This is a genomic window from Saccharopolyspora gregorii, from assembly GCF_024734405.1.
GTDB classification, from domain to species: Bacteria; Actinomycetota; Actinomycetes; order Mycobacteriales; family Pseudonocardiaceae; genus Saccharopolyspora_C; species Saccharopolyspora_C gregorii.
The window spans coordinates 2,599,622-2,614,062 of record NZ_CP059556.1; the positions used below are offsets into that span (position 1 = coordinate 2,599,622).

Annotated in this window: 6 protein-coding genes; 5 read left to right on the plus strand and 1 reads right to left on the minus strand. The window is 73.2% G+C overall.

All coding sequences use genetic code 11. From position 1 onward, the window contains the following. Nucleotides 1-349 precede the first annotated feature (349 nt). From H1226_RS11170 to H1226_RS11190, 5 genes are read left to right on the plus strand one after another with little or no spacing between them, the layout of a single operon-like run. Nucleotides 350-9,595: a non-ribosomal peptide synthetase/type I polyketide synthase gene (locus H1226_RS11170; protein ID WP_258348931.1), complete on the plus strand. Its 9,246-nt coding sequence runs from the start codon at nucleotides 350-352 to the stop codon at nucleotides 9,593-9,595. After that, the gene (locus H1226_RS11175; RefSeq protein ID WP_258348932.1) at nucleotides 9,585-10,025 is read left to right on the plus strand and encodes a hypothetical protein; all 441 of its coding nucleotides are present in this window, start codon (nucleotides 9,585-9,587) and stop codon (nucleotides 10,023-10,025) included. Before H1226_RS11170 ends, H1226_RS11175 begins: the two co-directional genes overlap by 11 nt. Beyond that, on the plus strand, nucleotides 10,022-11,725 hold the full coding sequence (locus tag H1226_RS11180; protein ID WP_258348933.1) for a phytoene desaturase family protein: 1,704 nt from the start codon (nucleotides 10,022-10,024) through the stop codon (nucleotides 11,723-11,725). The genes H1226_RS11175 and H1226_RS11180 overlap by 4 nt, the downstream gene beginning before the upstream one ends. Before the next feature lies 1 nt (nucleotide 11,726). Next, a complete protein-coding gene (locus tag H1226_RS11185) occupies nucleotides 11,727-11,888 on the plus strand; it encodes a hypothetical protein (RefSeq protein ID WP_258348934.1) in 162 nt (53 codons plus the stop codon). Then, a complete protein-coding gene (locus tag H1226_RS11190; protein ID WP_258348935.1) occupies nucleotides 11,885-13,129 on the plus strand; it encodes a cytochrome P450 in 1,245 nt (414 codons plus the stop codon). Before H1226_RS11185 ends, H1226_RS11190 begins: the two co-directional genes overlap by 4 nt. 34 nt (nucleotides 13,130-13,163) lie before the next feature. Here H1226_RS11190 and H1226_RS11195 read toward each other — a convergent pair whose 3' ends face one another. Beyond that, nucleotides 13,164-14,342: a cytochrome P450 gene (locus H1226_RS11195; RefSeq protein WP_258348936.1), complete on the minus strand. Its 1,179-nt coding sequence runs from the start codon at nucleotides 14,340-14,342 to the stop codon at nucleotides 13,164-13,166. Nucleotides 14,343-14,441 lie beyond the last annotated feature (99 nt).

The following is a 14,441-nucleotide window of genomic DNA, read 5'->3' on the forward strand; positions in this document are numbered from 1 at the left end:
TGTCGGTATTTCCCGGCGTGCCCGCGAGCGCCGGGGAGAAGTGAAGTAAATCACTTGTCGGAGTCGGATTCCCTGCTGCACCAACGGAATCGGGCGCCGGAGCACGATGCCGATCGCGGCGGTTCCGTCCACGGAATTTCGCGAATTCGCCCGGATGCCGATGAAGATCATTCGATCGAGAACCCCGGTCGGAGCAAAAGGAATACCCGGTCGGGTGGGGGCGCGGGGAACGGGTAGCTCGCACCATTGTCGGTTCCTAGCCTCGATTCGGCGGCGCCGGTTGCGGATATCACCGGCGGGTGCCACTTCCCCGAACTGACGTCGATGGTCGCGAGGACACGAGGATCCGATGGGCACCGAATCCAGCACCCCGCCGCACGAGGACAAGATCGCGATCATCGGGATCGGCTGCCGGTTACCCGGCGGGGCGAGCACCCCCGCGGCGTTCTGGCGGAACCTGGCCGCGGGCAGGGACTGCCTCACGCCCACACCACCCGATCGCTACGACATCGGCACGCTGCGCAGCGGCGATCCCGCCAAGGCCGGCCGCCTGGTCGGCGGCCGCGGCGGCTACGTCGACGGCTTCGACGAGTTCGACCCCGCCTTCTTCGGCATCAGCCCGCGCGAGGCCGCGCACATGGACCCGCAGCAGCGCAAGCTGCTGGAGGTCACCTGGGAGGCGCTGGAGGACGGCGGCCAGCGCCCGGCCGACCTCGCGGGCACCGACGTCGGCGTCTTCATCGGCGCCTTCACCCTCGACTACAAGATCCTGCAGTTCGGCGACCTGGACTTCGGCACCCTCGCCGCGCACACCGCCACCGGCACGATGATGACGATGGTGTCGAACCGCATCTCGCACTGCTTCGACTTCCGCGGCCCCAGCGTCTCGATCGACACCGCGTGCAGCTCCTCGCTGGTGTCCGCGCACCTGGCCTGCCGCAGCCTGCGCAGCGGGGAGAGCGAGCTCGCGGTGGTCGGCGGCACCTCCCTGCAGCTGGCCCCGCAGTACACGATCAGCGAGACCCGCGGCGGCTTCCTGTCCCCCGAAGGGCTGTCCCGCACCTTCGACGCCGCCGCCGACGGGTACGTGCGCTCCGAAGGCGTCGCCGCGGTGGTGCTCAAGCGGCTCGCCGACGCCGAGCGGGACGGCGACCCGATCTACGCGCTCATCACCGGATCCGGCGTGAACCAGGACGGCCGCACCGGCGGCATCACCGTGCCCGACGGGGACCGGCAGGCGGAACTCGTCGAACGGGTCTGCGCCGAAGCGGGCCTGCTGCCGGGCGACCTGCAGTACGTGGAGGCGCACGGCACCTCCACCGCCGTCGGCGACCCCATCGAGGCGAACGCGCTCGGGCGCGCCCTCGCGCACGGGCACCGGGACGGGGACGAGCGCTACGTGGGCTCGGTGAAGACGAACATCGGGCACACCGAGGCCGCCGCCGGCGTCGTCGGCCTGATCAAGGTGGCGCTGGCGGTGCGCGCGGGCCGGATCCCGCCGCACATCAACCTGAACGAGCTCAACCCGGCGATCGACCTGGCGGCGCTGCCGTACCGGATCCCGCAGCGGCTGACCGACTGGCCCGCGCACGACGGGCCCGCCCGCGCCGGGGTCAACTCGTTCGGCTTCGGCGGCACCAACGCGCACGTCCTCGTCGAGGAGGCCCCCGCGCAGGCACCGGTCGCGGACGGGCCCACGACCCCGAGCGTGCTGCCGATCAGCGCCCGCGACGAGGACGCGCTGCGGCGGCGCGTCGAGGCGGTCCGCGCCGAGCTGGACGGCGTCGACGAGACCGGGCTGCGCGACCTCGGCTACACCCTCGCCCGGCGCCGCCAGCACCACGCGGCCCGGCTCGACGTCGTGTACTCGTCCGCGGACTCGCTGCGCGAACGGCTGGACGCGCACCTGCGCGGCGAAGCGGACCCCCGGGTGGTCGCCGACCGCTGCCGGGACGGCGGCGCAACGGTGTGGGCGTTCAGCGGCATGGGCCCGCAGTGGTGGGCGATGGGGCGGGAGCTGTTCGAGGCCGAACCGGTGTACCGGGAGGCCGTGGAACGCTGCCACGCCGAGATCCGCGACCTCGCCGGGTGGTCGCTCGTCGACGAACTCCGCACGCCGCAAGCGGAAACGCGGATGGGGGAGACCTGGCTGGCCCAGCCCGCGAACTTCGCCGTGCAGGTCGGGCTGGCCGCGCTGTGGCGGCATCGCGGGGTGCACCCGGACGCGATCGTCGGGCACAGCACCGGTGAGATCGCCGCCTTCCACGAAGCCGGGGTGTACTCGCTGCGGGACGCCACCACCATCGCGATCCACCGCAGCAGGCTGCAGCAGCGGCTCACCGGCACCGGGACGATGCTCGCGGTCGCGCTCGACGAGGACGCGGCGCTGGAGCGGCTGCGGGGCCGCGGCGACCGCGTCTCGGTGGCCGCCGTCAACGGCCCGGCCGCGATCACGCTGGCCGGGGACGAGGAGGAGTTGCGCGCGCTCGCCGCCGAGCTGGAGGCCGAGCACGTCTTCGCCCGGCAGCTGGACGTCCGGGTGCCGTACCACAGCGCGCGGATGGATCCGATCAAGGACGAGCTGCTGGCCGCGCTGGCCGGGATCCGCCCGCAGGAGGCGCGCGTCCCGCTGCACCTGACCGCGACGGAGGACCGGGCGCGCGGGCCCGAGCTGGACGCCGAGTACTGGTGGCGCAACGTCCGCGAACCCGTCCGCTTCCGCGCCGCCGTCGACCGGCTGATCACCGCCGGGCACCGCACCTTCCTGGAGATCGGCCCGCATCCGGTGCTCGCCCACCCGATCCGGGAATGCCTGGCGGACGCCGGGGTCGAGGGCATCGTGCTGCCGTCGCTCCGGCGCCGCGAGGACGAGGTCGAAGGCATGCTCACCTCGCTCGCCGCGCTGCACGCCAGGGGCGCCGAGGTCGACTGGGCCCCGCTGCACCCGGCCGGGCGGGTCGTCGCGCTGCCGCCGTACCCGTGGGCGCGGGACCGCTACTGGACCGAACCCGACGCGGTCGCGCAGATCCGGCTCGGGCGGGTCGACCACCCGCTGCTCGGCAGGCGCCTGGCCACCGCCGAACCGGGGTGGGAGCTCGCGCTCGACCTCGAACGGTCGCCGTACCTGGCCGACCACCGCATCCAGGGGACCGTCGTGTTCCCCGCCGCCGGGTACGTCGAGATGGCCGCGCAAGCCGTCCGCGCCCTCACCGGCGACGACAGGGTGCTGCTGCGCGACCTGGAGTTCCGCCGGGCGCTGTTCGTCGCCGACGGCGAGGTGGGCAAGGTCCAGCTCGCGCTGTCCGGGGAGGACGCCCGGTTCACCATCGCGACCCCGGGTGGCGACGAGCGGCGCGCGGTGCACGCGAGCGGCTCCGCCGGTATCGGCGGTGACGGGCTCGGCGACGCCCCGGACTGGTCCGCGCTGCGCGGCGCCGACCGGCGCCGCCTGGACCGGGAGTCCTGCTACGCGGCGCTGGACGCGGCCGGCTACCAGTACGGCCCCGCGTTCCGGGCGATCGAGCAGGTGTGGCTCGGCGACGACGAAGCGCTGGCCCGGATCGTGCCCACCGCGCAGGCCCGCGACGCGGCCGAGCACCACGCGCACCCCGTGCTGCTGGACGCCTGCTTCCAGACCCTGCTGGTGCCCGAAGTGCTGCGCGACGGCAGCGGCGGCATCGGGATCCGGCTGCCGCTGTCGCTGGCGGAGCTACGGCTCGACCCGGTCGGGGACCGGCCGATCTGGGTGCACGCGCGGATCACCGCGCGCGACGCCGGCGAACTCGTCGGGCGGCTCGCGCTGTTCGCCGAGGACGGGACCCCGCTGGGCCGCATCGACGGCTTCCGCGCGGGCGAGGTGGAGCGGGCGGGCTCGCTGGCCCGCCGCACCATCGACAACTGGCTGGTCGAACCGGTGTGGCAGCCGCTGCCCGCGGTGGAGGCGGACGGTGCGAGCGGCCGCTGGCTGGTGCTCGCCGACCGGGGCGGCGTCGGCGCCGCGCTCGCCGCCCGCATCACCGCGGGCGGCGGCAGCTGCCACCTGGTGCGTCCCGGGCCGCGGTACCGGCGCGGGGACGCGGAATCCGAGTTGCGGCCAGGGGACCGCGCCGACCTGGGGCGGTTGCTCGACGAACTCGGCGCGGACGGCCCCGACCACGTGCTGCACCTGTGGAACCTGGACCCGGCGTCGATCGACGCGCTGGGCCGCGCCGAGATCGACGCGCAGGCCGAGCTCGGCGGCTACTCGCTCATCGCGCTCGCCGACGTGCTGCAGCAGCGGCGCCGCGCGGCGGAGCTGCACGTGGTGACCAGGGGAGCGCAGGCCGTCGTCCCCGGGGACGTGGTCGCCCCGCTGGGCGCCCCGGCGTGGGGCGTCGGGCGCGTGCTGCGCCAGCAGGAGGCGGTGCGCAACCGCGGCAAGCTGATCGACCTCGACCCGGGCCGCGCCGACTCCGCCGCGGACGCCGCGGATGTCCTGCGCGCCGTCGCCGCACCCGACGAGGACGAGATCGCGGTGCGCGGCAACACGTTCCGCACCGCCCGGCTGCGCCCCGCGCAGGACCTGTCGACGCCGCTGCCACCCGTGCTGCGGCCGGACGGCACCTACCTGGTCACCGGCGCGTTCGGCGCCCTCGGCCGGTTGCTGTGCCGCACCCTAATCAAGCGGGGCGCGCGGCGGCTGGTGCTGATCAGCCGCTCCGGGGTGCCGGAGCGCGTCGAGTGGGGGAACCAGCACCCGGACTCCCCGGTGGGCGGCCGCGTCCGCTTCGTCCGCGAACTGGAAGCGCTCGGCGCGCACCCCGAGGTCGTCGGCCTCGACATCACCGACGAGACCGCGCTGACCACCTGGCTCGCCGAGCACCGGCGCGGTGCACCGCAGCCGATCCGCGGGGTGTTCCACCTCGCCGGGAACCTGCGCGACGCGCTGGTGGCCGACCTGGACCGCGAGGCCTACCGCGCGGTGCACGACCCCAAGGTCGTCGGCTCGCTGCTGCTGCACCGGCACCTGCGGGACGAGCCGCTGGAGCACTTCGTGCTGTTCGCCTCGATCGCGTCGCTGCTGACCACCGCGGGGCAGACGAACTACGCGGCGGGCAACGCCTTCCTCGACGCGCTCGCCCACCACCGGCGCGCGCTCGGGCTGCCCGCGCTCAGCATCGACTGGGGTCCGTGGGCCACCGGCATGATCGAGGAGCAGGGCCTCGTCGAGCACTACCGGACCGCGCGCGGCATGAGCTCGCTGACGCCCGAGGGCGGCATGGCGGTGCTGGAGCGGATCCTCGGGCAGCGCCACGCCCAGCTGGTGGTCGCCACCGTCGTCGACTGGCCCACCTTCCTGTCCTGGTACCCGGTCGCGCCGCCGCTGGTCGCCGAGCTCGCGTCCGCCGCCGACGCCGGGGACGCGGGCGAGACCGCGGGGTTCCTCGACGTCTTCCGCGCCGCCGACCCCGCGCTGCGCCGCGACCTGCTCACCGAGCGCTTCACAGCGCTGGTCGCCGGCGTGCTGCAGGTGCCGCCGGACTCGGTGGACGGGCAGGACGGGCTCAACGCGCTCGGCCTGGACTCGATGCTCGCGATGGAGCTGCGCGCGCAGATCCAGGCGGAGCTCGGCGTGGCGCTGCCGGTCGTCGCGCTGCTCGGCAACACCCCGGTGCGCGAACTGGTCCAGCAGGTCCACGACGAGCTCGCGGAGTCCGCGGGCGCGGACGCGGGCGCGGTGGCGGCCGTGGAGGTCTTCCGCGACGAGCACCGCTTCCCGCTCACCCAGAACCAGAAGGCGCTGTGGTTCCTCAAGCAGCTGCACCCCGACGGCTTCGCCTACAACATCGGCGGCGCCGTCGAGGTCCGCACCGAACTGGACCCGCGGCTGCTGGCCGAGGCGTTCGGCACCCTGGTGGCCCGGCACCCGAGCCTGCGCGCCAACTTCCTGCTGCACCGCGGCGAACCGGTGCAGGTGATCGCGCCGGAGGCGGTGCCGGACTTCGCGGTCGTCGACGTGCGCGGCCTGCCCTGGGAGGAGGTGCACCGGCGGATCGTCGCGGCCTACCGCGCGCCCTACGACCTCGAACGCGATCCGCTGATCCGGTTCCGCCTGTTCCAGCGCGCGCCGGACCGCTGGGTGCTGGTGAAGGCCGTGCACCACATCATCTCGGACGCGATCTCGACGTTCACCTTCATCGAGGAACTGCTGGCCCTGTACGAAGGACTGCGGCGCGGTGCACCCGTCGAGCTGCCGCCGGTGGCCGCGAGCTACCTGGACTTCCTCAACCGGCAGAACGAGTTCCTGGCCGGGCCCGACGCGCGGCGGATGCTGGAGCACTGGCGCTCCCACCTGCCGGAGCGGATCGAGGTGCTGAACCTGCCGACGGACAAGCCGCGCCCGCTGGTGCAGACGCACAACGGGGCCTCGGAGTTCTTCGCGCTGGACACCGAGCTCAGCGCCCGGGTGCACGAACTGGCGCGGGAGCACAACGTCACCCCGTTCGTGGTGCTGCTCAGCGCCTACTACCTGCTGCTGCACCGGTACTCCGGCCAGGACGACCTCATCGTCGGCAGCCCGGTCACCGGCCGCACCGCGCCCGAGTTCGGCTCGGTGTACGGCTACTTCGTCAACCCGCTGCCGCTGCACGCGCACCTCGGCGGCGACCCGGCGGTGGCCGAACTGCTGGACCGGGTCCGCACCGCAGTGCTGGGCGGGCTGGACAACCAGGAGTACCCGTTCGTGCTGCTGGTCGAGCAGCTCGGGTTGCAGCACGACCCGAGCCGCTCGGCGGTGTTCCAGGTGATGTTCATCCTGCTGCACCACAAGGTCTCCGCCGAGCAGTACGGCTACCGGCTCGACTACGTGGAGCTGCCCGAGGAGGAGGGCCAGTTCGACCTGACGCTGTCGGTGTACGAGGACGAAGCCGACCAGCGCTTCCACTGCGTGTTCAAGTACAACACCGACCTGTTCCTGCCCGCGACGATGCGGCGGCTGGCCGGGCACTACACGGCGCTGCTCGACGCGCTCACCGCGGCACCGCCCGCGCGGCGCATCGCGGAGCTGCCGATGCTCGACGCGGCCGAGCAGGACCGGATCCTCGGCGAGTGGAGCGGCGCGGGCCGCGAACCGGCCGTCGGCGCACCCGTGCACGAGCTGGTCGTCGCCGCCGCCCGCGAGCACCCGGACGCGATCGCGGTCTCGCACCCGGGGACCGACCGGCGGATGAGCTACGCCAAACTGGACGAGCTGTCCGCCCGGCTGGCGCGCGGGCTGCGGGCGCGCGGCGTCGGCGAGGGCTCGATCGTGGGGCTGTGCCAGGGGAAGAACCCGGAGCTGATCGCCTCGGTGCTGGCGGTGCTGCGCGCCGGCGCCGCCTACCTGCCGCTGGACCCGGGGCACCCGCCGGATCGGCTCGCGGCGATGGTGCGGCGGGCCGGGGCGGGCGTGGTGCTCGCCGACGAGCCGGTGCGGGCGGTGCTCGGGACGGCGGCGGAGCTGCTGACCCCGGCGGAACTCGCGGCGGAGGGCGCCGGCGCGCCCGCGGGCGCGGAGGTCCGGGTCGCGCTCGACTCGCCCGCCTACGTCTGCTGCACCTCCGGTTCCACCGGCCTGCCGAAGGCGGTGCAGGTCAGCCACCGCAACCTCGCCTCCGCGCAGGCGTCCTGGCAGCGCGAGTACGGCCTCGGCGGGGACGTGCGGGTGCACCTGCAGCTCGCCAGCCCGGCCTTCGACGTGTTCACCGGCGACCTGGTGCGGGCGTTGAGCACCGGCGGGACCCTGGTGCTCGTCGACCGGGACCTGCTGTTCAACACCGCGCTGCTGCACCGGACGATGGTCCGGGAACGGGTGGACTGCGCCGAGTTCGTGCCCGCGGTGGTGCGCGGACTGGTGGAGCACTGCGAATCCCGCGGCGCGCGGCTGGACTTCCTGCGGGTGCTGGTCGTCGGCTCCGACGTGTGGAAGGTCGAGGAGCACCGGCGGCTGCGCGAGCTGTGCGGCCCGGACACCCGGCTGATCAGCTCCTACGGGGTCACCGAGGCCACGGTGGACAGCACCTGCTTCGAAGGGTCCACCGACGGGATGGAACCCGGGCAGCCGGTGCCGATCGGCACGCCGCTGCCGAACACCACCTGCTACGTGCTCGACGAGCACGAGCGGCCGGTGCCCGCGGGCGTCACCGGGGAGCTGTGGCTCGGCGGGGCCGCGGTCGCCACCGGCTACCGGGGCGACCCCGAGCAGACCGCCGAGCGGTTCCGCACCCTGTCCCCGGGCGGGGAGCCGGTGCGCTGCTACCGCACCGGTGACCTGGCGCGCTGGGACGAGCGGGGCGTGCTGCACCTGCTGGGGCGGGCCGATTCGCAGATCAAGGTGCGCGGGCACCGGATCGAGCTCGGCGAGGTCGAAGCGCACCTGGCCGCCTGGCCGCAGCTCAAGCGGGTCGTGGTGGTGGCGCGCCCGGACTCCGGCGGGGAGACCGCGCTGTGCGCCTACTGCGTGCCGGTCGACGGCGCGGAGCTGGACCGGCGCGGCCTGCGCCGCCACCTGGCCGAGCACCTGCCCACGTTCATGATCCCGGCGCACCTGGTGGAACTGCCGGAACTGCCGCTGACGACGAGCGGCAAGGTCGACCTCGACGAGCTGCCCGCCCCGTCGGCCGCGCGGACCCACGACCACGAACCGACCACGACGCTGTTCGAGGAGCGGATGGCCGCGCACTGGCAGGCCCTGCTCGGTCTGGACCGGGTCGGGCTGCACGACGACTTCTTCGAGCTGGGCGGCAGTTCCATCAAGCTGATCGAGCTGATCCACCACGTGCAGGCCGAGTTCGACATCACCGTCGCGGTCGGCGAGCTGTTCAAGACCACGACGTTGCACGGGATGGCCAAGACCGTCGAGCACGTGATCACCGGGCGGTTGCCGGGATCCCAGCCGTACGTGCGGTTCGGGGAGGGGCGCGGCGATCCGCTGTGCTGCTTCCCGCCGGTCGGCGGGCACGGGCTGGTGTACCGCCAGCTCGCCGGGCGGCTTCCCGAGCACGAGCTGATCGGGTTCAACTACCTCAGCGGGGACGACAAGATCGCCCGCTACGCGGACCTGGTCGAGGCGTTCCAGCCGGAGGGCGCCTGCCGGCTGCTGGGCTACTCGCTGGGCGGGAACCTGGCCTTCGAGGTCGCGGGCGAGCTGGAGCGGCGGGGCAGGCGAGTCGCCCGCGTGATCATCGTCGACTCCTACCGGATCTCGGCCCCGTTCGAGGTGGGCGACGAACAGCTCGCCGAGTTCGAGCGGGAGCTCGCCGAACACCTGCGCAGGCACACCGGCACCGACGTGGTCGCCGAGGAGACCCGCGACCAGGCCCGGGAGTACCTGGAGTTCTGCGGCCGCACCCCGAACACCGCGGTGCTGGACGCGCCGATCACGGTGCTCAGCGACCCGCACAACCTCCCGATCCACCTCACCGGTGAGGAGGGCGGCTGGCAGGACCGCTCGCGGCGCGGAGCCGAGGTGCTGCGCGGATCCGGGGCGCACGCGGACATGCTCGACCGCGAGCACGTCGGCGCGAACGCGGACCTGGTGCGCGAGGTCCTCGCCGGGGGTGCGGCCGATGTCGCCTGAGACCGCCGACTTCGTCCGCTCCTCCCTGGAGCGCCGGTACCCGGGCATCGGCGACCGGGCGGAGGCCGGCGCCGTGGCCACCCCGGTGACCCGGCACCGCTGCACCGGCACCCTCGACGGCAGCATCCTCGCCTGGAAGTCCTTCGGCGAAGCTGGCGACCTGGTGGCGAGGCTGGTCGACCGGGGCCGGATGCGGTCGCCGGGATGGCGCGGGTTCTCGATGGCGGGTCAGCGGGTCGGCGGTGGCGGACTGATCCGCGCCGCCTCCTCCGGCCGGTTCGCCGCGCAGTTCCGGTGCGCGGAGCTCGGGGTGCCGTTCCGGGCGTGGGAGAGCGATCAGCGGCAGCGGCCCTGGGAGCCCGGGATGCTCGGGGAACTGCCGCTGCTGGACCGGAATCGGGTTCGGCACGACGGGAGGGGCCAGGGGTGAACCGCGAAACGATGATCATCATCGGTGGTGGGCTGGGCGGGTTGTCCACCGGCTGCTACGCCCAGATGAACGGCTACCGCTCGCGGATCTTCGAGATGCACGAGATCCCCGGCGGCTGTTGCACCGCGTGGGACAAGGGCGACTTCACCTTCGACATCTGCGTGAGCTGGCTGCTCGGCAACGGGCCCGGCAACGAGATGCACCAGATCTGGCTGGAGCTCGGCGCCTTGCAGGGCAAGGAGATGCGGCACTTCGACGTGTTCAACGTGGTGCGTGCGCGGGACGGGCGGGCGGTGTACTTCTACTCCGACCCGGACCGGCTGCAGGCGCACCTCACCGAGCTGTCGCCCGCGGACGCGCGGCTGATCCGGCACTTCTGCAACGGCCTGCGCAAGTTCCGGAAGGCGATCACGGTCTACCCGTTCCTCAAGCCGGTCGGGCTGATGGGCCGGTTCGAGCGCTGGCGGATGCTGGCCTCGTTCCTGCCGTACCTCAACGTCATCCGCACCTCCATCACCACCCTGATGACGGACTACTCGGCGAAGTTCCGGGACCCGCTGCTGCGGGAGGCGTTCAACTTCATCCTCTACGAGAAGCACCCGGCGTTCCCGGTGCTGCCGTTCTACTTCCAGCTCGCCTCGCACGCGAACCGCTCGGCCGGGGTGCCTGAAGGCGGCTCGCAGGGGCTGTCGGACTCCATCGAGCAGCGCTACCACCGGCTCGGTGGCCGGATCACCTACAACGCCAAGGTCGTCGAGGTGCTGGTGGAGGACGACCGCGCGGTCGGGGTGCGGCTCAGCGACGGCAGCGAACACCGCGCCGACATCGTCGTGTCCGCCTGCGACGGGCGCACCACCACGATGGAACTGCTCGGCGGCCGGTACCTCTCCGACGACCACCGGCGGCTCTACGAGAAGACCATCGACGAGCCCGGCATGATCTTCCCGGGGTACTTCGCGCTGTTCCTCGGCCTGGACCGGCCGTTCCCCGAAGTCGATCCCTGCACCACGCACCTGCTCGACGAGGACGTGGCGTCGAAGCTGATCGGGCTGCGCCACCCGAGCATCAACGTGCAGTTCCGCAGCGAGCACTACCCGGAGCTGGCCCCGCCGGGCGGCGCGGTCGTGTACGCCACCTACTTCTGCGACATCGAACCGTGGCGGGCGCTGAGCACCGGGCCGGAACAACGGACCCGGGTCCGGCACGGCACCGAGGTGCACACCCTCCCGGTGCGCCGCGGCACCGCGTACTACGCGGCGAAGCGCCAGGTGAAGGACGCGCTGGTCGACCACCTCGACACCTGCCACCCCGGGCTGCGGGACGCCGTGGTCACCCGCGACATCTCCACCCCGCTCACCCAGGTCCGCTACACCGGCAACTACGACGGCACCGTCCTCGGCTGGCAGCCGTTCGTGGACGGGGGCGAGGACATGGAGGAGGCGATCAAGAAGCACGGGCCGCGGCTGCCCGGGCTGGCGAACTTCTACCTGTCCGGGGTGTGGGCCACGACCGGCGGCCTCATCCGGGCCGTCGGCGCGGGCAGGCAGGTCATGCACTTCGTGTGCCGCGACGACGCCAAGGAGTTCACCGCGCACATCGACGAATCCGCACCACCGCCCACCCACCGGGTCATCCCGGTAGGACCGGACGTCCCCCGGCAGGCCGCGGCGGCCGAGCCGGCCCCGAAGCGAGGAGCCTGAGGTGAAGATCGAGAACTGGGTCGTCCGCGAGCACGCGGAGGGCGTGCCCGCGGTCGACCACGACCAGACCGCGTACCACGGGATCGACGCGATCCCGGACGCCTGCGACAGCCCGTACCGCGGAAGCGCGGCCAACCGGGGAAAGGTGCTGGTGGAACTGTGAACAGCGTGGAGGACGTCCCGCGACCGGGCTCGGCCGGGAACCCGCGGAGCTACCCGTTCGACCAACCGGACCGGCTGGGGGTCCACCCGTCCTACGCGGAGCTGCGGCGCGACGACCCGGTGTCGCGGGTGCAGCTCGCCTACGGCGAACCGGCCTGGCTGGCCACCCGCTACGCGGACGTGAAGTTCGTGCTCAGCGACCCGCGGTTCAGCCGGGCGCTCGCGTTCGACCGGGACGAGCCCAGCACCCGGCCGAAGGGCGCCATCGGCCGCCACATCCGCAGCCTGCAGTACCTGGATCCACCGGAGCACACCCGCATCCGCAAGATCCTCAGCCACGCCTTCACGGTGCGCGGCATCGAGAAGCTGCGCCCCGGGGTGCAGCGGCTCGCCGACGAGCTCGTCGACGGCATGCTGGAACGCGGTCGCACCGCCGACCTCGCGGAGGACTTCGCGCGGCCGTTCCCGGCGGGCGTGATCTGCGAGCTGCTGGGCGTGCCGTACGCGGACCGGCACGACTTCCAGACCTGGTCGGACGCCTTCATGTCCGTCGGCAGGCTGTCCCCGGAACAGATCCGGTCCTACGCCACGCAGCTGCGCGAGTACATGGGCAGGCTCATCGTGCAGCGCCGCGAGGCGCCGAAGGACGACCTGATGAGCATCCTCGTCACCGCCCGCGACGTGGACGGCAGGCTCGACGACGACGAGCTGCTGTCGCTGGCGGTGGCGATCCTCGTCGGCGGGCACGAGACGACGGCCTCGCAGATCTCCAGCTTCACGTACGCCCTGCTCGCCCGGCCCGAGCTGCTGGCCCGGCTGGTCGCGGACCCGGAACTGGTGGCGCCGACCGTGGAGGAGCTGCTGCGCTACGTCCCGCTGTTCTCGATGGCGGCGTTCCCGCGCTACGCCACCGAGGACGTCGAGGTGGGCGGGGTGCTGGTGCGCGCGGGCGAACCGGTGCTGGTGAGCCTGGTCTCGGCGAACCGGGACGAGTCGGTGTACCACGACCCCGACGTGCTGGACGTGACGCGGAAGGAGTCCGCGCACGTCGGTTTCGGCTACGGCGCGCACTTCTGCGTCGGGGCGCAGCTGGCCCGGGTGGAGCTGCAGATCGCGTTGCGCACCTTGCTGCGGCGCCTGCCGGGATTGCGGTTCGCCACCTCCGAGCAGGACGTGGAGTGGAAGCGGGGGCTGTTCACCCGCGGCCCGCTGCGGCTGCCGATCGCCTGGGACGGGGCCTGACCGCCCACCGGACGGGCGGGCGGCCCGCCCCTGATCACCACGTCACCGGGAGGCGGTGCACGCCGTAGTTGACCGAGGCCTCGCGCAGCGGGACCTCGGCGGCGGGCACCGCCAACCGCAGTCCGGGGAACCGCCGCAGCAGCCCGGAGAACCCGAGCCGCAGCTCCACCCGGGCGAGCTGCGCACCCAGGCAGTGGTGGATGCCGTGCCCGAACGCCAGGTGCCCGGTGGCCGGCCGGCCGAGGTCCAGCCGGTCGGGTTCCGGGAACCGCTCCGGGTCCCGGTTGGCCGCCGACAGCGAGACCGTGATCGGTTCGCCTTCGCGGATGGTGCTGCCGCGCAGGTCGACGTCCTCCAGCGCGGTGCGGGTGGCGCCGAACTGGTTGATCGTCAGGTACCGCAGCAGTTCCTCCACCGCGGTGTCGATCATCGCCGGGTCCGCGCGCAGCGCCGCGAGCTGCTCGGGGTGCGCGAGCAGGGCGTAGGTGCCGAGGCCGAGCATGTTCGCCGTCGTGTCGTCGCCGCCGGTGATGAGCATCGAGCACATCGTGGCGATCTCCTCGTCGGAGAGGTCTTCGTCGGCGAGCAGCGCGCTCACCAGGTCGTCACCGGGGGCGGCGCGCTTGGCGCGCACCTGCTCGTGCAGCTCGGTCCACAGCCGTCCCCACGCTCGCCCGGTGCTCTCCGCGTCGTTCTCCAGCGCCAGCATCGATTCGGTGGCGGCGCGCACCGAGGCCCGGTCCAGCCGCGCGCCGAGCAGCGTGCCGATCACCTCGAACGCGACGGGGCTCGCGAATACCCCGACCAGGTCGACGGGCCCGCCCGCGGCCTCCACCGCGTCGAGCCGCCGCTCGACGACGTCGGCGACCAGCGGTTCCAGCCGCTGCACCCGGCGCGGGGCGAACGCGGCGGCCAGCTTGCGCCGGTACCACGCGTGCTCGGCGGCAGGCAGCACGCTGAACAGGCCCGGCGGCACCTCGTCGAAGGTGTCCTCGCCGTCGGCGGGGCCGCGCATCACGTCGAGGCTGGAGCTGAAGCGGTGGTCGACGAGCACCTCGCGGGCCAGTTCGTGGCTGGTCACCAGCCAGCCGAGCCTGCCGTCGGAGTGGTGCAGCCGCACTAGCGGTTGCGCCGCGCGCAGTTCCCGCAGCCCGTCGTGCGGATCGAAGGGGCGGCTGCGGGTCGTGGGGTGGCGCACCGGCGTGCCGGTCATGGCGGGCTCCTCGTCGGGGTCGGAGAGGGCAGACGATCTCCATGCTTCCGGGACGGCGGTGCGAAGTCAGGGATCTCCACCCGTCCGTGCGGCGGACGA

Bases quoted from the DNA above. Each gene is read 5' to 3' on its own strand.
- H1226_RS11175 (WP_258348932.1), top strand. From the start codon at position 9,585: ATGTCGCCTGAGACCGCCGACTTCGTCCGCTCCTCCCTGGAGCGCCGG.
- H1226_RS11170 (WP_258348931.1), top strand. From the start codon at position 350: ATGGGCACCGAATCCAGCACCCCGCCGCACGAGGACAAGATCGCGATC.
- H1226_RS11195 (WP_258348936.1), bottom strand. From the start codon at position 14,342: ATGACCGGCACGCCGGTGCGCCACCCCACGACCCGCAGCCGCCCCTTC.